We start from the raw sequence: 22,267 nt of genomic DNA on the forward strand, positions 1-22,267 counted from the left end.
GGGGCAAGCGGGTGCAAGTCGGGCGTGCGAAATTTCGCTGAGCATTGGCTTATATCCGGCAAGGCAAGGCTGCCGCATCCAGCTTGCCGTGACGTTGTCCCGCAGGCGCAGTGCGGCGTCAGCCAAGATCCCCGCGACTACGAGGAAGAGTGCAAGGACATCGGAGGCGTATTCCAGCGAAGGCTGCTTAAGCGCCCCGTATCGCCTTTGGTGACCAGCCTCAACGCTGTACCGAGACGGTGGCAGGCGAATCCGTGCACAATGGCTTTTCGCCGGTGGGATGGAGCCGCAGCCTTAGCAAACCAACAAGGTGGCCGTTCCTGCAAGATGGCGCTTTTCTTTGCTTACGTTTTTTGGCAAAGATATAGAAAGTGAGTTAGCTCGGCAGGACATGAAACGAGGGTTGCACCACAACAATAAAAACCAATAACACCAAGGAAAAGAAGCACGGAGACATGGAAACCTACGACTACATCATCATCGGTGCAGGCTCCGCAGGCTGCGTCCTCGCCAACCGCCTGACCCGCGACCCCGACGTCTCCGTGCTGCTGCTGGAAGCGGGCGGCAAGGACGATTACCACTGGATCCACATCCCAGTTGGCTATCTGTATTGCATCGGCAATCCACGCACCGACTGGCTCTATCGCACCCGCGAAGAACCTGGCCTGAATGGCCGTTCGCTCGGGTATCCGCGCGGCCGCGTGCTGGGTGGTTGCTCGTCGATCAACGGGATGATCTACATGCGCGGTCAGCGCGAGGATTACGACGGCTGGGCCGCCATGACCGGCGACGATTCATGGAAGTGGGATGCCGTGCTGCCACAGTTCAAGGCCAGCGAGAACCATCACGGCGGCGCGAACGCATGGCACGGCGCGAACGGCGAATGGCGGGTCGAGCCGCAACGCCTGCACTGGCAGGTGCTGGAGACTTTCATCGAGGCGGCCGTGCAGGCGGGCATTCCGCGCACGAGCGATTTCAACCGCGGCGACAACTTCGGCGTCGGCTACTTCGAGGTCAACCAGAAGCGCGGTATCCGCTGGAACACGGCCAAGGGCTTTCTGCGCCCGGCATCGCAGCGGCCGAACCTGACGATCGTCACGGGCGCGCAGGTGCGGGCGCTGACGTTTGATGGCAAGCGCTGCACCGGCGTGACGTATCGCGGGGCAGGGCAGGACTACACGGTGGCCGCGCGCGAAGAGGTGATTCTTTCGGCTGGCGCGATCAACTCGCCGCAGTTGCTGGAGCTGGCGGGCATCGGCCAACCGGAGCGTCTGCAAGCGCTTGGCATTCCGGTGCGCCACGCATTGCCGGGGGTGGGAGAAAACCTGCAGGACCATCTGCAACTGCGCAGCGTGGTCAAGGTAAACGGCGTGCCCACGCTCAACACGCGCGCTTCCAAATGGTGGGGAAAAGCGCTCATCGGCATGCAATACGCGTTCAACCAGAGCGGGCCGATGAGCATGGCGCCGTCACAACTGGGCGTGTTCGCGCGCTCGAATCCGCACGTGTCGCGGCCAGATGTGGAGTATCACGTGCAGCCGCTTTCGCTCGACAAGTTTGGCGATCCGCTGCACGCGTTCAATGCGTTTACGGCGAGCGTGTGCAACCTGCGGCCGACCTCGCGCGGCACGGTGCATGTCACATCCGCCGACCCGTTTGCTGCGCCGAGCATCGCGCCGAACTACTTGTCCACAGAGGAAGACCGCAAGGTCGCGGCGGATTCGCTGCGGCTCACGCGCCGCATCGTCGCGCAGCCGGCCTTGGCGCAATACCGGCCGGAAGAGTACCTGCCTGGCGCGGCGTTCCAAACTGACGAGGAACTCGCCCGCGCCGCTGGCGAGATTGGCACGACCATCTTCCACCCGGTCGGCACTTGCCGCATGGGGCGCGCCGATGATGCAAACGCGGTGGTCGACGCGCAATTGCGCGTGCGCGGCATCGAGGGGCTGCGGGTGGTCGACGCGTCCGTCATGCCGACGATTACGTCAGGCAATACCAACTCACCGACGATCATGATTGCGGAGAAGGCGAGCGAGATGATCCGTGCCGCGCGCAAGGCCCGTGCACGCGGTGAGGCCGTGCCAGCCTGACGCCGGCTCCGATGCCGATGACACGGGCGTGACACACCGCCCGTGTCATATGAATACGCAATCCGCATTGCCCCGATAGGTAACTCTACGTAACGCCCTCCTGTGAGGCGGAAAGCCAATACCGGTGCGGGTTTCCGGGGCGTAAGCGGGGTGTAATCGTCTCGGTAAAAACCCCGATGTTTTGCAACGCAACAGCCGTTGACAATCATCCGCACCATAAAAAGGGCGGGAGACAAGAGGGAATCATGGCGCAGGACATCATTCTCGAAACGCGCGGACTGACCAAGGGCTTCAAAGGCTTTACCGCCGTGTCCGACGTCAACTTGCGCGTGCAGCGTGGGTCCATCCATGCGCTCATTGGCCCGAACGGTGCCGGCAAGACGACCTGTTTCAACCTGCTGACCAAATTTCTGGTGCCCACGCGCGGCACGATTCTGTTCAACGGCGCCGATATCACATCGGAAAAGCCGGCACAGATTGCGCGCCGCGGCGTGATCCGCTCGTTTCAGATCTCCGCCGTGTTTCCGCATCTGACGGTGATGGAAAACGTTCGCGTTGGGTTGCAACGGCAGCTCGGTACGGCGTACGCGTTCTGGCGCAGCGAGCAGTCGCTCAACAGGCTGAACGCGCGTGCGATGGAGCTGCTCGAGCAGGTGGGCCTGACGGAGTTCGCGCACACCGTGACGGTGGAGCTGCCCTACGGCCGCAAGCGCGCGCTGGAAATTGCCACCACGCTGGCGATGGAGCCGGAGCTGATGCTGCTCGACGAGCCCACGCAGGGCATGGGCCACGAAGACGTGGACCGTGTGACGGAGCTGATCAAGCGCGTCGCGCAGGGCCGCACGATCCTGATGGTCGAACACAACATGAACGTGGTCTCGTCCATCGCCGACAAGATCACGGTGCTGCAGCGCGGCCAGATCCTGGCCGAAGGCCCGTACGAAGACGTCTCGAAGAACCCGCAGGTGATGGAGGCCTATATGGGCACCGCCGATGCGGCGCTGGAAGGCCATTGAGGCTATTGAGGCCACTGATCGACGCCGATCGATCACGCGACGCGGCTGCGTGCCGCGTATCAAACGTAAGCGAACGCTAGACCCGAACACACGAGAACACTGAATGAGCACGCCCGCGCTCCAGATCAAGGACCTGCACGCCTGGTACGGCGAATCGCACATCCTGCATGGTGTCGACCTGACCGTGAACCGCGGCGAGGTCGTCACGCTGCTCGGCCGCAATGGCGCGGGTCGTACCACCACGCTGCGCGCCATCATGGGCCTGGTGGGCACGCGCAAGGGCTCCATCGTCGTGCATGACGCAAGCGGGGCGGGCGTAGAAACGATCGACCTGCCCACGCACAAGATCGCCCATTGCGGCATTGGCTACTGCCCAGAAGAGCGCGGCATTTTCTCGAGCCTGTCGTGCGAAGAAAACCTGATGCTGCCGCCGATTCTGAAGGGCCAGGTGGCCAAGACCGGCAATGCCGGCATGAGCATCGACGAGATCTACGAGATGTTCCCGAACCTGGCCGAGCGCCGCCAGAGCCAGGGCACGCGCCTGTCGGGCGGCGAACAGCAGATGCTGGCGGTTGGGCGGATTCTGCGCACCGGCGCGAACCTGCTGCTGCTCGATGAGATTTCCGAAGGACTGGCCCCGGTGATCGTGCAGGCGCTGGCCCGCATGATCCTGATGCTCAAGAAGCGCGGCTACACGGTGGTGATGGTGGAGCAGAACTTCCGCTTTGCCGCGCCGCTGGCAGACCGCTTCTATGTGATGGAACACGGCCGCATCGTCGAGCGCTTCGAAGCGGCGCAGTTGCAGGACAAGATGCCGGTGCTGCACGAGCTGCTCGGCGTTTAAGGCGTTTTCCCGATCGACTTGCAAGACCCTTGCGCCAGCGTGATCCGCGGCGCGTACGACACAGGAGACAAGACCATGACACTCAAGAAGCTGGCTGGTGCATTGATGGCGGTAGGGCTGGGCGCGGCTGCATTTGGCGCGCACGCACAGGTAAGCGGCGACAAGGTGAAGATCGGCTACATCACCGATCTCTCGGGTCTGTATGCCGACATCGACGGGCAGGGCGGTGTTGAGGCAGTGAAGATGGCGATCGAAGATGCGGGCGGCAAGGTGCTCGGCAAGCCGATCGAACTGGTGACGGCTGATCACCAGAACAAGGCCGACATTGCCGCTTCGAAGGCGCGCGAGTGGATGGACCAGCAAGGCCTGGACATGCTGCTGGGCGGCACGAACTCCGCCACGGGCCTGGCCATGAACAAGGTGGCTTCCGAGAAGAAGCGCGTGTTCATCGACATTGGTGCCGGCACGGCGCGCCTGACCAACGAAGAGTGCACGCCGTACACGATCCACTATGCATATGACACCGTGGCGCTGGCCAAGGGCACGGGCAGCGCGGTGGTCAAGCAGGGCGGTAAGTCGTGGTTCTTCCTGACCGCTGATTACGCCTTCGGCCACTCGCTGGAGAACGACACGACGGCCGTGGTCAAAGCCAACGGCGGCACGGTGGTAGGTTCGGTCAAGCACCCGCTGTCGGCGTCGGACTTCTCGTCGTACCTGCTGCAGGCACAGGCATCCAAGGCGCAGATCCTGGGTCTGGCCAACGCTGGCGGCGACACGATCAACTCGATCAAGGCGGCCAAGGAATTCGGCATCACCAAGACGATGAAGATCGCCGGCCTGCTGATGTTCATCAACGACGTGCACAGCCTGGGCCTGCAGACGGCCGAAGGCCTGCTGATGACCGACAGCTGGTATTGGGACATGAACGACGCCACGCGCAAGTTCGCCAACCGCTACTTCATGAAGATGAAGAAGATGCCGAGCAGCCTGCAGGCGGCGGACTATTCGGCGGTGTCGAACTACATCAAGGCCGTGGCGGCTGCCGGCACGGATGATCCGGACAAGGTCATCGCGCAGCTTAAGAAGACCAAGATCGACGACTTCTACACGAAGGGCTACATCCGCCAGGACGGCCGTGGCATCCACGACATGTACCTGCTGCAGGTGAAGACGCCGGCCGAATCGAAGAAGCCGTGGGACTACCTGAAGGTCGTGGCGACGATCCCGGGCGAACAGGCCTTCACCACGCCGGCCGAGTCGAAGTGCTCGCTGATGAAGAAGTAAAAGCGTAGGCAATCCGGCGTCGCTGTCCGTGTGGATGGCGGCGCCATCAACGTTGTGTTGGTGTTCTTTCCCTGACCGCGATGGAAATTTTCGGCGTTCCGCTACCGGCCATGCTCAGCCAATTGCTGCTGGGTCTGGTCAACGGTTCCTTCTATGCGATGTTGAGCCTCGGCCTTGCGGTCATCTTCGGGCTGCTCAACGTCATCAATTTTGCGCACGGCGCGCTCTTCATGCTGGGCGCGGTGCTCACGTGGATGGGCTTCTCGTACCTGGGCGTGCCGTACTGGGCGATGCTGGTGCTCTCGCCGCTGGTGATCGGCCTGCTGGGCATGGTGATCGAACGCACGCTGCTGCGCTTCATCTACAAGCTGGACCATCTCTACGGCCTGCTGCTCACGCTGGGCGTGACGCTCGTCATCGAAGGCGTGTTCCGCGCCATTTACGGCGTGTCGGGCCTGCCGTATGACACGCCCGAATTGCTACAGGGTGCCACCGATCTCGGCTTCATGATGCTGCCCAACTATCGCGCGTGGGTGGTGGTGGCCTCGCTGGCGGTGTGCTTCGCCACGTGGTTCATGATCGAAAAGACCAAGCTGGGCGCCTACCTGCGCGCCGGCACCGAAAACCCGAAGCTGGTTGAAGCCTTTGGCGTGAACGTGCCGCTGATGGTCACGCTCACCTACGGTTTTGGCGTGGCGCTGGCGGCGTTTGCCGGCGTGCTGGCTGCGCCCGTCATCCAGATCTCGCCGCTGATGGGGCAGAGCATGATCATCACCGTGTTTGCGGTGGTGGTGATTGGCGGCATGGGGTCGATTCTCGGTTCGATCATCACCGGGCTGGGCCTGGGCGTGATCGAGGGGCTGACCAAGGTGTTTTATCCACAGGCGTCGGCGACCGTGGTGTTCGTGATCATGGTGCTGGTGCTGCTGGTGCGTCCGGCGGGCCTGTTCGGTAAAGAGAAATGAGCGGCGCGGCCAACATGACCAACTCTTCTTCCCTCAAATACGTCCTGTACGGCCTGCTGCTGGTTGCGCTGATTGCCGCACCGCTGGTGGGCGCGTATCCGGTGTTCGTCGCCAAGCTGCTGTGCTTCGCGCTGTTTGCCTCCGCATTCAACCTGCTGCTGGGCTACACGGGGCTGCTGTCGTTCGGGCACGCTGCCTTCTTTGGCGGCGCGGGCTACGTGGCCGGGTACATGATGCGCGACCTGCATGTCACGCCTGAACTGGGGTTGCTGGCCGGCACCGCGGCGGGCGCGTTCATCGGATTGATCGTCGGCCTGCTGGCCATCCGCCGCCAGGGCATCTATTTCGCGATGATCACGCTGGCGCTGGCGCAGATGCTGTACTTCTTCTGCCTGCAGGTGCCGTTCACCGGCGGTGAAGATGGGCTGCAAGGCGTGCCGCGCGGCAAGCTGTTCGGCGTGCTGGATCTGTCGTCCGACCTGACGCTGTATTACGTTGTGCTCGCCATCGTGGCGCTGGCGTTTCTGCTGATCGTGCGCACGATCCACTCACCGTTCGGGCAGATCCTCAAAGCCATCAAGGAGAACGAGCCGCGCGCTACGTCCCTCGGCTACGACACCGATCGTTTCAAGCTGCTGGCCTTCGTGTTGTCGGCGGCGCTCACGGGTCTGGCTGGATCGCTCAAGACGCTGGTGCTTGGCTTCGAGACGCTCACCGATGTGCACTGGTCGATGTCCGGCTCGGTCATCCTGATGACGCTTGTGGGCGGCCTGGGTATCCTGTCGGGTCCGCTGCTGGGCGCGGCGTTGGTGATTGCGCTGGAAAACAAGCTCGGCGACATCGGCAGCTTCCTGGCCGGCGCGACCGGCATCGACGGCTTCAATATCCTCGGCGAATCGGTCACTACGGTCACGGGCGCGATCTTCGTGATCTGCGTGCTGACCTTCCGCCGCGGCATCATGGGCGAAATCGCGGCTCGCGTGCCCTGGTTGCGACGTTGACGCCACAATGCGAGAAGATGCCGGCGAGTTTCAGCCAGACGGCTGAACTTGGTGCCTCATGCACCGTAAGGGTTTGCTCTAGTTGCTGCATTGCGGTGCATCTTTTACAGTCGCGTTACGGTTTTCGCACGAGATAAATGAGGCGGGAGCGAGGAGACGACAGCACACACCGCATGTACGGTGGAGATGCAAAATAAATGAAGGCCCTGCCAGGCGATCCCCGGCAGGGCCTTTTAGTTTGCGCGCTCAATCGGTGGCGCTTGCCGCTAATAGCGCCCGGCCCCGGGCGCTAACCGTCACCAGATGCGATTCCGGCGCGTAGTCCACCAGTCCATCGATGCACGCATCTTCCCAGATCGACAAACGCGGACACGACGTCCGCCACGTTTCCAGCACTTCGGCGTAAGGCCTGGGCCGCTCGGCCAGCGACTGCAGCAATTGCAGGGTGAGGGCACGGGTCGGATCGGCCATGGCGGGCTCCGGAGGGTGACGGCTCCATTCTGGTTCGCGCGCGTTCACCAGAGAAATGCATTCGGTGTCGACGCCTATGCGCGCACTGCATGACAATGGCGCCTTCGCCAGAGCTGCCCATGACTCTCTCCACTCGCCTTGCCACGCCTGACGACCGGCCGCGCCTGCTGGCCGCCGTTGCATCGACCGCCTCGCCGCTGCAGTTGGCGCATGCCGTCGATACGCTGCTCGCGCATCCGAGCGTGCATCCTTGCTTCCTGGTGGAAAAAGGGGAGGTGTTGGCCGGCGTGGCGCCGATCACGCTCGTGCCGCATCTGGTGCTGGGCGGCTTGGTGGCGTGGTTGCCCGTTGGCGTGATGGTGCTTTCCGGTGACATGGCTACCCGTGACATCGCCTTGGCCGCCATCAATGAGTACGCCAGAGCACATGGCATACTCCACGTCCTGCTGCCGCCCGCGGCGCTTTCTGCTGAAGACGCCGCAGCGCTCGACTTTGCGCCCGATGCATCCGGCTGCTGGCGGCGCAGCGCGCGCCCGTCGCCCAAGTCGCTGGGCTAATCCTTCCCGTTTCGTTTCTCCTGATGGAATTCGCTTTGCTCGCCGTGGCTGGCTTTCTGGCCGGCCTGATCGATGCCGTGGCCGGTGGCGGCGGCTTGGTGCAGATTCCTGCGCTGTTCTCGGCGTATCCCAACATCGCGCCCGCTACGCTGATCGGCACGAACAAGGTCGCGTCGATGTCGGGCACCGCTACGGCGGCGGTGCGTTACGGCCGCACGGTGCGCATCTATTGGGGCGCGACGGCGCCGGCGGTGGTCACGGCGTTTGCCTTTTCGCTGCTGGGCGCGTGGGCGCTCATGCATATCCCGGCCGAGCCGCTGCGCCGCGCGCTGCCGTTCGTGCTGGCCGTGCTGCTCGTCTACACGGTCGCCAAGAAGGATCTTGGCGCCGATCACGCCCCGAGCCTCAAGGGCTGGCGTGAGCGTGCGGCAGCCCTGGTGGCCGGCGCCGCCATTGGCTTCTACGACGGTGTGTTCGGCCCGGGCACCGGCAGCTTTCTAATGATCGTGTTCGTGCGCGTGTTCGGATACGACTTCCTGCACGCGTCGGCGTCCACCAAGATCGTCAACTTGGCGACCAACGTGGCGGCCCTGTTGCTGTTGGCCGCCAAGGGCCACGTGTGGTGGCAGCTCGGCGTGGTGATGGCGGTGGCGAACGTCGCCGGCAACCAGGTGGGCAGCCACCTTGCGTTGCGGCACGGCAGCCGCTTCGTGCGCAAGGTGTTCATCGTGGTGGTGTTGGCGCTGATTTTGAAGACGGCTTACGACGCGTTCATCCGTTGAGTTGCTTATCGAGCGCTACCGTGCGCTCGGTCATGACATCGCCCGTGTGCTGCGTGGTGACGGTCTCGATCAACATGATTCCGCATTCCTCGTCGGCAACCGGAAAGTGACGCACGCCGCGCGGTACGACGCAGAACTCGCCGGGGCCGAGGTGTACGTCGGCGCGGTCTTCGAAGGCGATTTTCAGGTGGCCGTAGACCACGAAGAACAACTCGTCTTCATTTGGGTGGTCGTGCCAGACGAATTCACCCTTGAGCTTGGCCACCTTGATGTATTGGTCGTTGACTTGGCCGACAATGCGCGGCGACCAATAGTCCGTGACCTGTTCCAGCGCGTGCGTGACCTGTACGGCGTGTCCTGCGAGCATATTGCGCTCCGGTGTGTGGGAAGGCTCTGAAGATAAGGGCGGCCGCCGCGCATTCCCAACCAAACTTTCTAATCGCGCCGATCACGCAGGCTAATGCTCGGCGCGCTGTCACCCCGTTGACGCACGCGCGGACTAGGCTGCAAGGTTCCGCCTTCTCCCGCGCAGCATCATGGCCCTCAGCCTCAACGATATCCGCACGCTATTCGATCGCCACGGCCACATCGCTTACAGCGGCGAGCCCGTCACCCAGCTCGAACATGCCTTGCAGACGGCGGCACTGGCGGAGGCGGCCGGCGCCTCGGATGCGCTAATCACGGCGGCGCTGCTGCACGACCTTGGCCATTTGCTGAACCTGCAGGGTGAGACGCCGACCGCCCACGGCATCGACGATCAGCACCAATACTTTGCACTGCCGTTTCTGCGTGCGACGTTTCCCGATGCCGTGCTGGAGCCGATCCGCCTGCATGTGGATGCCAAGCGCTGCCTGTGCGCGATGGATGCGCATTACTACGCGCGTCTGTCAGCGGATTCCGTACGGAGTCTGGCATTGCAGGGCGGTGTATTTTCAGCGCACGAGGCCGAGGCATTCATGCAGCGTCCGTACGCGGCTGATGCACTGCAACTGCGTCGGTGGGATGACCTCGCCAAGGTAGCCGGTCAGTGCACGCCTGATCTTGCCCACTTCCTGGCGACGGCCGCGCGGGTTTCAGTGGCAGCCTAGGCTACGCAGCGTCGTGCCCACGGCTTCGTCCCACGGTGTGTGCGGCTCGGCCCCGAGCGCCTGCACGAGCTTGGCGTTGTCCATGCGCACCGGCTGCTGCCACAGATAACGCATTTCGCGCATCTCGCGCAGCATCTCCGAAAACGGCGCCAGCACGGGCATCAGCCACCACGGGAATGCGCGCGTCTTGACCGGGTGGCCCACCGCACGGCCGATCGATGCGGGCATCTGCGTGCCGTCGGCATCCCAGTGCCCGCGCATGTGATAAACGGCGAAGTCCGGCAGACGGTCGCCTTGCTCGACAAGACGCAGCATGGTTTCGGCCACATCGGGCAAGTAAGCCCATTGATGCCCTACGCCCGCCGCGCCCGGATACGTGACGGTGCGCACGGGCTTGCCCGGCTTGACCAACGCACCCGCGAACCACGTATTGCTTGTTTGCGGCCCGAAGAAGTCGCCCGCACGCACGATCAGGCTACGCACGCCCTCGGCGCTGGCGGCCTGCATGCGGCGCTCCAGTTCTGCGCGGATCTTGCCCTTGCGCGTGAGCGGTGCCTGCTTTGTCGTTTCGCGCAGCACCGGAAATGTGTCCGGCGCGAAGTTGTACACCGTGCCCGGCAGCACGATGCGCGCCCCCCAGGCGCGGGCAGCGGCGATGGTGTTGTCGATCATCGGCAGCACCTGGCCGGCCCAGTTCTTGTAGCCCGGCGGGTTGACGGCGTGGACGATCAACTCCGCGCCTTGTGCCGCGCCAACCACGTCTTCGCGCACCATCGCGTCGCCGCGAATCCATTCGAATGCGGTGTTGCGGTTCGTCAGTGCGTCCGGATTGCGCTGCAGCGCCCGCACATGCCAGCCACGTGCCACCAGCCGACGTGCCACTTCGCCGCCGATGCCGCCGGTGGCGCCCAATACCAATGCAATGCGTTGTGCCTGTTCCATGACCGTGCTCCTGGTTTGTGTGAGAGCGTTGCGATGGAGGCATTCTGGGCGCCGCTGTGCTTCAATTGAATTGTTTACGATGAGCGTGCAGCTATACGAATTTGTATGGGCGGATCTGAACCGGGTTGGGAGCTGTATCGGACCTTTCTTGCTGTCGTGCGAGAAGGATCGCTGTCGGGCGCGGCGCGCGCGCTCGGGCTGACGCAGCCGACGGCGGGCCGGCATGTCGATGCGCTGGAACGGGCGCTGGGCATGTCGCTGTTCATCCGCACGCAGCAGGGGCTGAGCCCGACAGAAGCGGCGCTATCGCTGCGGCCGTTTGCCGAATCGCTCGAAGCCACCAGCGCCGCCTTGCTGCGCGCCGCCTCCAGCCAGGGCGAGGGTGTGCGCGGCACCGTGCGCATCACCGCCAGCGAGGTCGTGGCGGTGGAGGTGTTGCCGCCCATCCTCGCCGATCTGCACGCCGCCTATCCGGAGCTGACGCTCGAACTTGTGCCGTCCAACCGCATGGAAGACCTGCTGCGCCGCGAGGCGGACATCGCCGTGCGCATGCAGCCGCCGAGCCAGGGCGTGCTAGTCGCGCGGCACCTGGGCGAGATTGAATTGGGGCTGTTTGCGCATCGGCGCTATCTGGCACAGCGCGGCACGCCAACCACGGTGGAAGAACTCGCTGGCCACACTTTGATCGGCTACGACAAAGAAAACGCATTCCTGCGCAGCGTGCGGACGCAGTTCCCATGGATCCAACGCAACCGCTTCGCACTGCGCACCGACAGTGATCTGGCTGCGATCGCCGCGCTGCGTGCTGGTTTTGGTGTTGGCTTTTGCCAGGTCGGCTTGGTACGGCACAACGCGGATCTCGTCCGGCTGTTCAGCGATCAGATCGCCATCACGCTCGACACCTGGCTCGCGATGCACGAAGACCTGCGTGACAGCCCGCGCTGCCGCGTCGTGTTTGATGCGTTGGCGACGGGGCTGCGGCGGTACATCAACGGAGATTGATCGATCGCGTTGTCACCGGCCCTGGCGCAACGGGTCGAGCAGACCCTTCAGCCCGTTGTGATCCAGCTCCTGCATCAGCGCGAGCAAGCGGCCGATCTGCCCCGGCGGAAAGCCCTCGCGCGCGAACCAGTTGAGGTAATGGCCCGGCAGGTCGGCAATCAGGCGGCCCTTGTATTTGCCGAAGGGCATTTGCGTGGTGACGAGGCGTTGGAGATCTTCGGGGTTCATGGGCGCTATTGTGCCGTCGATGTGGGGACGAGCGCGGGCACCTGCTCCAGCAAATGCGCAACAAAACCGGAGAGCTTCGGCAACGGCCGCCGGTCTTGCCGATACACGACATGAATCGGCCGCGGCTCGGGCGCATACGCTTGCAGCACGCGCACGAGGCGGCCGCTTGCCAAGTCCTCTGCGACGAGCACTTCGGGCTGCAGCAGCAGACCCGCACCGGCAACCGCTGCAGCGCGCAGGCCGTGGCCGTCGTTGCAGGTGAAGGCAGGGTCGTCGCGCCACGGCGTGTCGCCATCCCAGCCGCGCAGCTGCCACGCATTGCGGTTGTTCCACACCATGTGTGAGAGGCAGCGATGCTGCGATAGGTCCGCCGGTGTTTCCGGCCGCCCGTGCCGCGCAAGGTAATCCGGCGAGGCGCAGATGACCATGCGATACACGCACAGCGGCTTGGCGATCAAGTCGGCGTCGCCCAGCGGCCCGATGCGGATGGCAAGGTCGAACCCCTCGTCGACGAGATCGACCATGCTGTTGCTCAGGTTCAGCTCCACGCGCACTTGCGGATGCGCCTGCTGGAACGTCGCCGCCAACGGCGCGATCACGCATGCGCCAAACGTGGTGGGCGCGCTCACGCGCAGCGTGCCCGATGGTGACGCGCGCAGCCGTTCGACGGACGTTTCCGCCCAGCGCACCTGTTCCAGCACGCGTTTGGCGTCTTCGTAAAACACGCGGCCGGCGTCGGTCAGGCTCTGGCGGCGCGTGCTGCGCTGGAGCAGGCGCGCGCCCAATTGCGTCTCCAGCGCGCTCACATATTTGCCGACCATGACCGCGGACATTTCCAGCCGCGCCGCTGCCTCGGTGAAATTGCCGCCATCCACCACAGCGACGAAGGTTTCCATGCTGCGAAGCTTGTCCATATTCCGAACTATTGATTTGGAATGGTCGAAGGTATCACGGCTTTATCGCATGATGGGTTCGACCAAGAATAGGCGCCATTCCAACCGGATTTGTGAAGGAGCAGAGCATGAAAATCGTCGTGATTGGTGCCAGCGGCACGCTTGGCCGCGCCGTAGTTACGGAACTGGAGCAGGGCGGTGCGCACGAGGTCATTCGCGTGGGCCGTACGCAGGGTGAACATCAGGTCGACATCACCAACGCCGACAGCGTGGCCGCGCTGTTCGACAGGCTTGGCCGTGTGGACGCCATCGTCTCCACCGCCGGCAACTTGTTCTTCGGGCCGCTCACCAAGATGACCGCGGCGGATTTTAATGTCGGCCTGCAGGACAAGCTGCTTGGGCAGGTGCGCCTGGCGCTGGTCGGCCAGCACTATCTGAACGATGGTGGATCGATCACGCTGACGACCGGCATCGTCGGGCAGGAACCGATCGCGCAGGGCGCCAACGCGACCGCCGTGAACGCGGGCGTAGAAGGCTTCGTGCGCGCAGCCGCGTGCGAGTTGCCGCGCAGCCTCCGCATCAATGCCGTAAGCCCGACCGTGCTGGCCGAATCCATGGGCGCATATGGCCCGTTCTTTCCCGGCTTCGAACCGGTGCCGGCGGCGCGGGCGGCGCTGGCCTACCGCCGCAGCGTGGAGGGCGTGCAGAGCGGGCGGGTGTATCGCGTGGGCTGAATCTGCCCAGGTTGTGAACACGTTAAGGTTTCGGGTATCTCCCCCTTGCCCGGGTGGCGTGACTCCTTCTAGACTCGTTCATCCCCGACCCAGCGGTCGGCCAATCGCAGATCAGGGCGGGCGCAGACCCGCTCGGCACATCTCAGGAGACGGCATGAAGGTTTCGCGCGCATCCCGCATTGCACTCGCCGCAATGGCGCTGTTGGCAGGTACGGCATTCGCCCAGGTAAAAGTCGGCATCACGGTGTCTGCCACGGGCCCGGCCGCCTCGCTCGGCATTCCGGAAAAGAACACCGTGGCGCTGCTGCCCAAGGAAATCGCGGGCAAGAAGATCGAGTACATCGTGCTCGACGATGCGTCGGACACGACGACTGCCGTCAAGAACACGCGCAAGCTGATCACCGAAGACAAGGTCGACCTAGTGATCGGCTCGACCGTCACGCCGAACTCGCTGGCGATGGTGGATGTGGTGGCCGAGAGCGAAACGCCGATGATCACCCTGGCGGCATCGGCGCGCATCATCGAGCCGATGGACGCCAAGCGGGCATGGGTATTCAAGACGCCGCAAAACGATTCGCACATGGCGACCGCCATTGCCGAACACATGGTCAACCACGGCGTGAAGACCGTCGCGCTGATCGGCTTTGCAGATGCCTATGGCGATTCGTGGGCGCAAGAGTTCGATAAGGTGGCGGGGCTGCGCAAGCTGAAGGTCGTCGCCAACGAGCGCTTTGCGCGCACCGATACGTCGGTGACGGGGCAGGTGCTGAAGATCATGTCGGCCAATCCGGATGCGGTGCTGATTGCGGGCTCGGGTACGCCTGCCGCGCTGCCGGAGCGGACGCTCAAGGAGCGAGGCTACAAGGGCAAGCTGTATCAGACGCACGGCGTGGCGAACGCCGACTTCCTGCGCGTGTGCGGCAAGGACTGTGACGGCACGTTCCTGCCGGCAGGCCCGATCTTGGTTGCCGAGCAACTGCCCGACAGCAACCCGGTGAAGAAGCCAGCGCTGGCGTACAAGACGGCATATGAGAAGGCCTATGGCGGGCAGGTTTCCACCTTCGGCGGCCACATGTGGGATGCCGGTTTGTTGTTCACGCATGCGATGCCCGAAGCGCTGAAGAAGGGGCAACCCGGCACACCGGCGTTCCGCAAGGGGCTGCGCGATGCGATGGAGATGACGACCAATCTAGCGATCTCGCACGGCGTGATGAACATGAACGCGAAGGATCACCTCGGGCTGGACCAGCGGGCGCGGGTGATGGTGGAGATCAAGGACGGGAAGTGGAAGCTGCAGAACTGACGGCGTAGCCAACGTCATCGTCCCACGCAAAATGCACGGTTCGCGCCGTGCGTTTTGCTTTCTGCGGCTCAAGCGGTGACGAGGCGCTTCGGTATGGGCGCTGCCGTAGTCTTGGGCAACGCGGCCTGGATTTCGGTGGGGCCCGTCAGCCAACTTCAGACCGGCCGTGCGACGAGGCGCTCACGTGTCATGCGCGACCGCAGTTCCGATTGCTGCTGGGAACACTCGATGCCGCGCATCAGTAGCGAATAGGGTGGTTGCAGCGAACAATCGGCGCGGCAGAGCGGCGTGTTCCATTTGCGCCGCATCGAAATTCAAAACGCCTATGTGGGGGATTCTGCCGGCACACGGCTGCCTGGCCGATCACGGTTTCCACGTGGCCGATTTATCGCTTTCATCTCTATTTTTCCCGCACCGCCATAGCTTCCCCGGCAAGCTTCGGGTCTTCATCGATTTTTCTGCGCGCGCATTCACACTGCGAAGGCGGAGCGCCAACCGCTTGATGTGTTTCACGTGAAACACAAACGCGGCCAACAAGCGGTGCATGTTTCACGTGAAACACGAAAAGCGTCCGAAATTTGTCTCGATTGCCGCATGGCCGAACTGTGGTGTAGCTGCGCGACTTATAATTCCGCTTCTCCAAATTTTTGATGCCTCCATGCGAGGAGGAAGCCATGCTGTATCCAACTGAATTCGATGTGATCGTGGTGGGCGGCGGACACGCCGGCACCGAGGCCGCCTTGGCGGCGGCGCGCATGGGTTGCCAGACCCTGCTGCTGACGCACAACATCGAGACACTGGGGCAGATGAGCTGCAATCCGTCCATCGGGGGCATTGGCAAGGGCCATCTGGTCAAGGAAGTGGATGCGCTGGGCGGGGCCATGGCCATCGCAACGGATGAGGGCGGTATCCAATTCCGTATCCTCAATTCCAGCAAGGGGCCGGCCGTGCGTGCGACCCGTGCTCAGGCGGACCGCGTGCTGTACAAAGCTGCCATCCGCCATCGCCTGGAAAACCAGCCGAACCTGATGCTGTTCCAGCAGGCCGTGGAAGACCTGCTGGTGGAAGGCGACCGCGTAGTCGGGGCAGTGACGCAGGTTGGCGTGCAGTTCCGTGCCCGTGCTGTGGTACTGACGGCAGGGACGTTCCTTGATGGCAAAATCCACGTCGGGCTGAACAACTACACCGGCGGCCGCGCGGGCGACCCGGCTGCGGTGTCGCTGTCGGCGCGTCTGAAGGAATTGAAGCTGCCGCAAGGGCGCCTCAAGACCGGCACGCCGCCGCGCATTGACGGTCGTTCCATCAATTTTTCTGTGCTGGAAGAGCAGCCGGGCGATCTCGACCCGGTGCCGGTGTTCTCGTTCATGGGGCGTGCGGACATGCATCCGCGCCAAGTGCCGTGCTGGGTGACGCACACCAACGAGCGCACGCATGACATCATCCGCGCCGGGTTGGATCGCTCCCCGATGTACACGGGCGTGATCGAAGGCGTGGGGCCGCGCTATTGCCCGAGCATCGAAGACAAGATCCACCGCTTCGCCAGCAAGGATAGCCACCAGATTTTTCTGGAGCCGGAGGGCCTGACGACCAACGAGTTTTACCCGAACGGCGTGTCGACCAGCCTGCCGTTTGATGTACAGCTCGACCTGATCCACTCGATGCGCGGCCTGGAAAGCGCCCACATCCTGCGCCCTGGTTACGCCATCGAGTACGACTACTTCGACCCGCGCGGGCTGAAGGCCTCGCTGGAATCCAAGGCGATTTCCGGCCTGTTCTTCGCCGGCCAGATCAACGGCACGACTGGTTACGAAGAGGCCGCGGCGCAAGGTCTGCTGGCCGGTATCAACGCCGGCTTGCAAGTGCAGGGCAAGGATGCATGGACGCCGCGCCGCGATCAGGCTTATCTGGGCGTGCTCGTAGACGACCTCATCACGCGAGGCGTGACCGAGCCTTACCGCATGTTCACCAGCCGTGCCGAATTCCGCCTGAGCCTGCGCGAAGACAACGCCGACATGCGCCTGACAGAAGTCGGCCGCACGCTGGGTGTGGTCGACGACGCGCGCTGGGATGCCTTCAACCGGAAGCGCGACGCTGTTTCACGTGAAACAGAGCGCCTCAAGTCGACTTGGGTGAACCCGGCCACGCTTCCGTTGGAAGACGCTGAGCCGGTCCTTGGGAAGGGGATCGAGCGCGAGTACGCTCTTGCTGACTTGCTGCGCCGCCCGAACGTGACCTACGAAACGCTCATGGGCATGCAGGGCGGCAAGTACGCGCTTGAAGCTCCGTTGGCTGAAGATCCGGTGCTGGCCGAGCAGATTCGCGAGCAGGTCGAAATCGGCATCAAATACCACGGCTACATCGCCCGGCAAGCCGATGAGGTGGAGCGTTTGGGTGCAAACGAAAACACCCGTCTGCCAGCGGATTTCGACTATTCGCAAGTGCGCGGCCTGTCGATCGAGGTGCAGCAGAAGCTGGCCAAGCACAAGCCCGAGACCATCGGGCAGGCGTCGCGTATCTCTGGGGTCACGCCGGCCGCCGTGTCGCTGCTGCTCGTGCACTTGAAGAAGGGCGTGTTGCGCGGCCAAGTGGGCCCTCGCACCGATTCCCAAGGCGAGGCAGCTTGATGGCGGAGGCACTAACTGACGCCCGGGCAGAGTTGGAAGCCGGCGCCCGCGCGCTTGGCTTGTCGCTGGACAGCGCGCAAGTCGATCGCCTGCTGGCGTACCAAGGGCTGCTCGCCAAATGGAATCGCGTCTATAACCTGACGGCCATTCGCGACGCCGGCGACATGCTGACGCATCACTTGCTGGATTCGCTCTCGGCCGTGTCGCGCATTGCTGAGCTGGCTCGGCGTGCTCAACCTGACGCGCCGCGCGTGCTGGACGTCGGTTCGGGCGGCGGCCTGCCTGGTATTCCGCTGGCCATCGCTTTTCCAGATGTGAGCGTCACGATGGTCGACATCGTGCAAAAGAAGACGGCCTTCCTGACGCAGTGCCGTGCAGAGCTTGGCCTGACCAATGCCCAGTCGCATTGGGGCCACGTGGAAAAACTGGCCGATGCCACCGGCTACGGCGTCATCACCTCGCGCGCGTTTGCCGAGCTGGTGGATTTCGTGAATCTGGCCGGTCATCTGCTGGCTCCGGGCGGCCGCATGGTCGCCATGAAGGGCGTGCGCCCGGATGCCGAAATCGAACGCCTGCCCGCCGGCTGGACCGTCGAAGCCATCGAACGCCTGAGCGTGCCGGGGCTGTCGGCCGAGCGTCACCTGGTCATCCTTGCGCCGTCGGCGTGAGCGAACGTTGTAGCGAGCCATTCACCGCAGAGGAGTCATGTCGAATATTTTCGTGATCGCCAACCAGAAGGGTGGGGTCGGCAAGACCACCACCACGGTGAATCTCGCGGCCGGGCTGGCCGCGCAAGGGCAGCGCGTGCTGCTGGTCGATCTCGACCCGCAGGGCAATGCCTCGATGGGCTCGGGCATTGACAAGCACACGCTGGAATTCAGCGTCTACCAAGTCCTTGTTGGGCTGGCGACGATCCCGCAGGCGCGCAAGCGCTCCGAGGCGGGGCGCTATGACGTGTTGCCAGCGAACCGTGACCTGGCCGGCGCCGAAGTCGAACTGGTCGATCTGGAGCATCGCGAAAATCGCCTCAAGCTCGCGCTCGCCGAGGTAGAAGCCGATTACGATTTCGTCCTCATCGATTGCCCGCCGTCGCTGTCGCTGCTCACGCTCAACGGCCTGTGTGCCGCGCACGGCGTCGTCGTCCCAATGCAGTGCGAGTACTTTGCGCTCGAAGGCCTGTCGGATCTGGTGAACACCATCAAGCAGGTGCACGCCAATCTGAACCGCGACCTCAAGGTGATCGGTCTGTTGCGCGTGATGTTCGACCCGCGCGTGACGCTGCAGCAGCAGGTATCGGCGCAGCTCGAATCGCATTTCGGCGACAAAGTGTTCAAGACAGTCATTCCGCGCAACGTGCGTCTGGCCGAGGCGCCATCGTACGGCATGCCGGGCGTGGCGTTTGACGTGGCATCGAAAGGCGCCAAGGCCTATCTGGATTTCGGCGCCGAGATGATCGCGCGCGTGCGGCAGATGGCCGACGTGCCGGCCTGAGCGGCAAGAGGAACAACATGAGCACGATGAAGAAAAAGGGACTGGGCCGAGGCCTCGAAGCGCTGCTCGGCAGTCCGGCCGAGATTGTCGAAGCTGCCAAGCAAGAGGGCGCGCCGACGGTGCTGAAGCTCGAGCAGATGCAGCCCGGCAAGTACCAGCCCCGTACGCGCATGGACGAAGGCGCGCTGCAGGAACTCGCCGCGAGCATCCGCGCGCAGGGCCTGATGCAGCCGATTCTGGTGCGCAAGGTCGAGTCCGACGGCACCAAGCCGAAGTACGAAATCATTGCGGGTGAACGCCGCTTCCGCGCTTCGCGCCTTGCCGGTCTGACTGAAGTGCCGGTGCTTGTGAAGGACGTGCCGGATGAATCGGCCGCCGCCATGGCGCTGATCGAAAACATCCAGCGCGAAGATCTCAACCCGCTGGAAGAGGCGCAGGGCATCGCGCGCCTGGTGCGTGAATTCCAGTTCACACATGAGCAAGCGGCGGAATCGGTGGGGCGTTCGCGCAGCGCGGTGTCGAACCTGCTACGCCTACTGAATCTTGCCCAGCCCGTGCAGACCATGCTGATGGCCGGCGACCTGGATATGGGCCACGCACGTGCGCTGCTCGCAGTCGATGGTGCTACGCAAATCACCTTGGCCAATCAGATCGTCAACAAGCGCCTGTCGGTCCGCGAGACGGAAAAACTGGTGGCGTTGACGCTCAAGCCGTTTGAGCTGAAGTCACTGAAGCAGAAGGGCGGCCACCAGGGCGGTCGCGACGTCGCGCGTCTGGAAGAGGAATTGGCTGATCAACTGGGCTTGGGCGTGCAGATCAAGCTGGCAGCGAAGGGCCGTGGTCAGCTGACCGTGCAATTCAGCAGCCTCGATGAGTTCGACGGTCTGTTGGCGCGTCTGCGTCCTGACGGCGACGAAGAAGCTGCCTGAGTTCCGTCTGCGACAGTTTGACGCATAGGCCTTCGCCCGCGTCGTTGCGCCATTTGAGGGCAGTCAGTTGGCACGGAATTGGTGCGATTACCTCCCGCGTCATCGACGCGGAGTGTTGCCAACACCATCATGAAATCAACGGGGTGCCGCTCCATCAGGCGGATTCGGTGCCCCGGCAGCAGCAACGCATTGCGCACGCGGTATGGAACGCGGCCGCGCAGAGTGCTGTCGAAGGCGCCCGCACGAGCGTTCGCGTGCGCGTTGACTGGTGAACGCCATGTCCCGTAAAATCGTGCGGTTTTAAATCCGCCTGACCCAAAGCGGTGCGGCATGATGAAAGCACATTCTTCCATGCAGCCAGCCGACCGGCAACGGCCCGATTCTTACGCTTCGTTGAACGCCGCCCGACCTCAGTCGGTGCAGGATCCGAAGCACGACAGTTGGGACGATGAGGAGACGGCGGAGCCGCCGGTGCATGTGCTCTCACATGACGAAGCGGTCGCCCTGTTTGGCGAGCAGGCTCTGCAGGCCTCGCGCATCACGCCTTTTTCTATCGTGCTCGGCCAGGTGGCCATCACACTGTTGTGTGCGCTCGGTTGGTATGTCGGCAGTTGGTTCGCGGGCACGGGCGCTGCGTCAGCGGGCGAGGCTGCGCTTTCTGCGCTGTTGGGCGGCGGCGTGTGCGTGGTGCCTTCGGCATGGTTCGCGATGCGGCTGTCGAAGGCCAAGGGGTTCGAATCCATCGCCCGCCTGGTGGTGGGCGAAGCGATCAAGGTGCTCGGCACGGTCGCGCTGCTGGTGATCGTGGTGGTTGTCTTCAAGGGCCTGCATTGGCCGCCCTTGCTGATCACCCTGATCCTGGCGCTCAAGATGTATTGGGTCGGGCTCGCGCTGCGATAGCGCGTTGAGTCGGCTCCAGCCCACCGCGACATGGCGGGCACACTGGACGTGTTGGCACGTGGCAGGAACCTGTGTGGCAGGAGAGGCCCCCGGTTCATTGCGCTGACACTCCGAAAGAATAAGGTGGCGCGTTCCAGCCGCGTGCAGTCCGCGATCTCCAGGAGAAACCTGGTTGAATCGGGCGCGAGTCGGAACGGGTCACGAAGAATGTTTCGCAATATTGGACTGAATCATCATGGCAACTGAAGTCGCAGAAGCCGCCGGCCACGCCGCCGAGCACGCTCTCACGCCTTCCGCGTATATCGCGGAGCATTTGCAGAATTTCAATAGCATCGGTGGCAAGCAGGCCTCCGTTGTCGACTTCTCCGTCATCAACTGGGACACGATGTTCTGGTCCGTGTTGATGGGTCTGATCGGCATCATCTTCCTGGGCATTGCTGCACGCCGCGTCACCTCCGGCGTTCCTGGCCGCTTCCAGGCTTTCGTTGAACTCGTCGTCGAGATGGTCGATGACCAGGCCAAGGGCATCATCCACGGCGATCGTTCCTGGATTGCTCCGCTGGCGCTGATGGTCTTCGTGTGGGTCACGCTCATGAACGCGGTCGACTTGATCCCGGTGGACTGGGTCACGGGCGTCAACCACCTCCTCGGTACGTTTGGCGTGCACGTGCCGCACCACCGCGCAGTGGCCACGGCTGACCTGAACGGCACGTTCGGCATGTCGTTCGCTGTGCTGATCCTGATGATCTACTACAGCTTCAAGATCAAGGGCGCTGGCGGCTTTGCGCACGAGCTGCTGTCGGCACCGTTCGGCGCCAAGTGGTACCTCGCGCCGTTCAACCTGATCCTCAACATCATCGAATTCCTCGCCAAGGCTGTGTCGCTGGGCATGCGGCTGTTCGGCAACATGTACGCGGGCGAGCTGGTGTTCCTGCTGATCGCGCTGCTTGGCTCGGTCTGGACGTTCGGTGCCGACGCGTCGGCGCTGGGTTTCGTGGGTCACGTGGTGGCTGGTGCAGTGTGGGCGATCTTCCACATCCTGATCGTGCTGCTGCAAGCCTTCATCTTCATGATGCTGACGCTGGTGTATATCGGCCAGGCACATGAACACCACTAAGTAGTT

The 22,267-nt window shown here is 63.4% G+C and carries 23 protein-coding genes; 18 read left to right on the forward strand and 5 right to left on the reverse strand.

The annotated features are described in order from the left end of the window. Positions 1-455 precede the first annotated feature (455 nt). From ACCD03_RS12580 to ACCD03_RS12605, 6 genes are all read left to right on the forward strand, one after another. Positions 456-2,090, forward strand: coding sequence for a GMC family oxidoreductase (locus tag ACCD03_RS12580; protein WP_413411807.1), 1,635 nt, complete (start codon positions 456-458; stop codon positions 2,088-2,090). 245 nt (positions 2,091-2,335) lie between these two features. Further along, on the forward strand, positions 2,336-3,106 hold the full coding sequence (locus tag ACCD03_RS12585) for an ABC transporter ATP-binding protein (protein ID WP_045205284.1): 771 nt from the start codon (positions 2,336-2,338) through the stop codon (positions 3,104-3,106). 103 nt (positions 3,107-3,209) lie between these two features. Then, entirely contained in the window at positions 3,210-3,950 is a 741-nt protein-coding gene (locus ACCD03_RS12590) for an ABC transporter ATP-binding protein (RefSeq protein ID WP_325653831.1), read from the forward strand. A gap of 75 nt (positions 3,951-4,025) precedes the next feature. Beyond that, positions 4,026-5,234, forward strand: a complete 1,209-nt coding sequence (locus ACCD03_RS12595) for an ABC transporter substrate-binding protein (protein ID WP_024977211.1) — start codon at positions 4,026-4,028, stop codon at positions 5,232-5,234. A gap of 80 nt (positions 5,235-5,314) precedes the next feature. After that, on the forward strand, positions 5,315-6,199 hold the full coding sequence (locus ACCD03_RS12600) for a branched-chain amino acid ABC transporter permease (RefSeq protein ID WP_024977212.1): 885 nt from the start codon (positions 5,315-5,317) through the stop codon (positions 6,197-6,199). A gap of 14 nt (positions 6,200-6,213) precedes the next feature. Further along, positions 6,214-7,200: a branched-chain amino acid ABC transporter permease gene (locus tag ACCD03_RS12605; protein ID WP_325653828.1), complete on the forward strand. Its 987-nt coding sequence runs from the start codon at positions 6,214-6,216 to the stop codon at positions 7,198-7,200. Between the two features lie 246 nt (positions 7,201-7,446). Here the strand turns inward: ACCD03_RS12605 and ACCD03_RS12610 are convergent, their stop codons facing one another. Then, positions 7,447-7,671 (reverse strand): hypothetical protein, encoded by a 225-nt coding sequence (locus ACCD03_RS12610; protein WP_413411808.1) that lies wholly within the window; start codon positions 7,669-7,671, stop codon positions 7,447-7,449. Between the two features lie 119 nt (positions 7,672-7,790). Here ACCD03_RS12610 and ACCD03_RS12615 point away from each other — a divergent pair, with 119 nt between their 5' ends. Then, on the forward strand, positions 7,791-8,228 hold the full coding sequence (locus tag ACCD03_RS12615; RefSeq protein ID WP_253535761.1) for a hypothetical protein: 438 nt from the start codon (positions 7,791-7,793) through the stop codon (positions 8,226-8,228). Positions 8,229-8,251: 23 nt separating this feature from the next. Then, positions 8,252-9,010, forward strand: coding sequence for a sulfite exporter TauE/SafE family protein (locus ACCD03_RS12620; protein ID WP_253535760.1), 759 nt, complete (start codon positions 8,252-8,254; stop codon positions 9,008-9,010). On the opposite strand, the gene ACCD03_RS12625 is transcribed toward ACCD03_RS12620, so the two are convergent. Further along, entirely contained in the window at positions 9,000-9,377 is a 378-nt protein-coding gene (locus ACCD03_RS12625) for a cupin domain-containing protein (protein ID WP_413411809.1), read from the reverse strand. The two genes, ACCD03_RS12620 and ACCD03_RS12625, sit on opposite strands and share 11 nt — an antisense overlap. Positions 9,378-9,546: 169 nt before the next feature. On the opposite strand from ACCD03_RS12625, the gene ACCD03_RS12630 reads away from it, so the two are divergent. Beyond that, positions 9,547-10,098, forward strand: coding sequence for a phosphonate degradation HD-domain oxygenase (locus tag ACCD03_RS12630; RefSeq protein WP_413411810.1), 552 nt, complete (start codon positions 9,547-9,549; stop codon positions 10,096-10,098). On the opposite strand, the gene ACCD03_RS12635 is transcribed toward ACCD03_RS12630, so the two are convergent. Further along, positions 10,084-11,040 (reverse strand): SDR family oxidoreductase, encoded by a 957-nt coding sequence (locus tag ACCD03_RS12635; RefSeq protein ID WP_413411811.1) that lies wholly within the window; start codon positions 11,038-11,040, stop codon positions 10,084-10,086. The genes ACCD03_RS12630 and ACCD03_RS12635 overlap by 15 nt on opposite strands. Positions 11,041-11,145: 105 nt before the next feature. Between ACCD03_RS12635 and ACCD03_RS12640 the strand changes: the two genes are divergently transcribed. Further along, the gene (locus tag ACCD03_RS12640) at positions 11,146-12,042 is read left to right on the forward strand and encodes a LysR family transcriptional regulator (protein ID WP_413411812.1); all 897 of its coding nucleotides are present in this window, start codon (positions 11,146-11,148) and stop codon (positions 12,040-12,042) included. Between the two features lie 12 nt (positions 12,043-12,054). Here ACCD03_RS12640 and ACCD03_RS12645 read toward each other — a convergent pair whose 3' ends face one another. Then, positions 12,055-12,270 carry a DUF3820 family protein gene (locus ACCD03_RS12645; RefSeq protein ID WP_027678837.1) on the reverse strand — a complete coding sequence of 72 codons (216 nt, stop codon included), beginning with the start codon at positions 12,268-12,270 and terminating at the stop codon, positions 12,055-12,057. 5 nt (positions 12,271-12,275) lie between these two features. Beyond that, complete coding sequence (gene crgA / locus ACCD03_RS12650) at positions 12,276-13,184, reverse strand: LysR family transcriptional regulator CrgA (RefSeq protein ID WP_413411813.1); 909 nt, start codon at positions 13,182-13,184, stop codon at positions 12,276-12,278. 107 nt (positions 13,185-13,291) lie between these two features. Between crgA and ACCD03_RS12655 the strand changes: the two genes are divergently transcribed. The 8 genes from ACCD03_RS12655 to atpB all read left to right on the forward strand — a co-directional run bounded on the left by ACCD03_RS12655 (position 13,292) and on the right by atpB (position 22,261). Then, the gene (locus ACCD03_RS12655; protein WP_413411814.1) at positions 13,292-13,897 is read left to right on the forward strand and encodes a short chain dehydrogenase; all 606 of its coding nucleotides are present in this window, start codon (positions 13,292-13,294) and stop codon (positions 13,895-13,897) included. A 154-nt stretch (positions 13,898-14,051) separates the two neighbouring features. Continuing rightward, positions 14,052-15,200: an ABC transporter substrate-binding protein gene (locus ACCD03_RS12660; protein WP_413411815.1), complete on the forward strand. Its 1,149-nt coding sequence runs from the start codon at positions 14,052-14,054 to the stop codon at positions 15,198-15,200. A gap of 674 nt (positions 15,201-15,874) precedes the next feature. After that, a complete protein-coding gene (gene mnmG, locus ACCD03_RS12665) occupies positions 15,875-17,824 on the forward strand; it encodes a tRNA uridine-5-carboxymethylaminomethyl(34) synthesis enzyme MnmG (protein ID WP_413411817.1) in 1,950 nt (649 codons plus the stop codon). Next, positions 17,824-18,492 (forward strand): 16S rRNA (guanine(527)-N(7))-methyltransferase RsmG, encoded by a 669-nt coding sequence (gene rsmG / locus ACCD03_RS12670; protein WP_413411819.1) that lies wholly within the window; start codon positions 17,824-17,826, stop codon positions 18,490-18,492. Before mnmG ends, rsmG begins: the two co-directional genes overlap by 1 nt. A gap of 37 nt (positions 18,493-18,529) precedes the next feature. Continuing rightward, positions 18,530-19,315 (forward strand): ParA family protein, encoded by a 786-nt coding sequence (locus ACCD03_RS12675; RefSeq protein ID WP_413411820.1) that lies wholly within the window; start codon positions 18,530-18,532, stop codon positions 19,313-19,315. Between the two features lie 17 nt (positions 19,316-19,332). Continuing rightward, on the forward strand, positions 19,333-20,244 hold the full coding sequence (locus ACCD03_RS12680) for a ParB/RepB/Spo0J family partition protein (RefSeq protein ID WP_024977228.1): 912 nt from the start codon (positions 19,333-19,335) through the stop codon (positions 20,242-20,244). Positions 20,245-20,595: 351 nt separating this feature from the next. Next, complete coding sequence (locus tag ACCD03_RS12685) at positions 20,596-21,144, forward strand: ATP synthase subunit I (RefSeq protein ID WP_325653801.1); 549 nt, start codon at positions 20,596-20,598, stop codon at positions 21,142-21,144. 235 nt (positions 21,145-21,379) lie between these two features. Next, complete coding sequence (atpB, locus tag ACCD03_RS12690; RefSeq protein WP_045205301.1) at positions 21,380-22,261, forward strand: F0F1 ATP synthase subunit A; 882 nt, start codon at positions 21,380-21,382, stop codon at positions 22,259-22,261. Positions 22,262-22,267: the final 6 nt, after the last annotated feature.

The organism is Ralstonia sp. Ralssp135, from assembly GCF_047304345.1.
Taxonomy (GTDB): domain Bacteria; phylum Pseudomonadota; class Gammaproteobacteria; order Burkholderiales; family Burkholderiaceae; genus Ralstonia; species Ralstonia chuxiongensis.